The 838-nt window shown below is 69.3% G+C and carries 1 protein-coding gene; it reads right to left on the bottom strand.

From position 1 onward, the window contains the following. Positions 1-792 (bottom strand): IS481 family transposase (locus IE257_RS37750; protein ID WP_189974650.1); only part of this gene is annotated, 792 nt, incomplete at its 3' end. Positions 793-838: the final 46 nt, after the last annotated feature.

Raw genomic sequence — 838 nt, forward strand, 5'->3', positions numbered from 1 at the left:
GTTGGTCTGTGGCCGGTAGGGCCGGATCTTCTTGTGGGCGATGCCGGCCGCGGTGAGGGTCTGGGTGAAGAGCTTGGATCTGTAGCAGGCGCCGTTGTCGGTCAGGACGCGCTGGACGGTGATGCCGTGTGCCTGGAAGAACGCGTTCGCCCGCTGCCAGAAGGCGATGGCGGTGTGCTGGCGTTCGTCGGGCAGCACTTCGCTGTAGGCGAGGCGGGAGTGGTCGTCGACAGCGGAGTGGATGTAGGAGTAGCCGATCACCGGCGTGCTGCTCTTCCGCTGGTCGGTGGTGGCCTGCCGGTTTCGGTCGCCTGCGGTTCGGCCCACCACACGCCACCCGCCGCCGTCGGGGATGTTTCCGAGTTTCTTGATGTCGACGTGGACGAGTTCGCCGGGCCGGGCCCGTTCGTAGCGGCGGATCGGGGTGCCGGTTGGCCGGTCCAGCCAGGCCAGGCGGCCCAAGCCGTGACGGGTCAGGATCCGGTGGACGGTCGAGGCGGGCAGGCCGAGGATCGGGCCGATCCGTGCGGGGCCGAGCTTGCGGCTCCGGCGCAGGTCACAGACCTGGGCCTCGAGCGCGGCCGACGTCCGGTGGGGCGTTGTGCGGGGGCGGCTGGAACGGTCGTGAAGTCCCACCTCGCCTTCCGTCCGCCAGCGGCGGACCCATTTGTGGGCGGTGGCCCGCGATATGCCCATCTCGGCCGCGACATGCGCGACGGGGCGGCCCGATCGGACTCGTTCGACCAGCAGGCGCCTACCGAAGACGGTCAGCCGGGCATTACGGTGGGACACGAAGACCTCCGTTGTGCAATGGGTTCCTAGACAGCTCCCACCACAC

This window comes from Streptomyces avidinii (assembly GCF_014650695.1).
Taxonomy (GTDB): domain Bacteria; phylum Actinomycetota; class Actinomycetes; order Streptomycetales; family Streptomycetaceae; genus Streptomyces; species Streptomyces avidinii.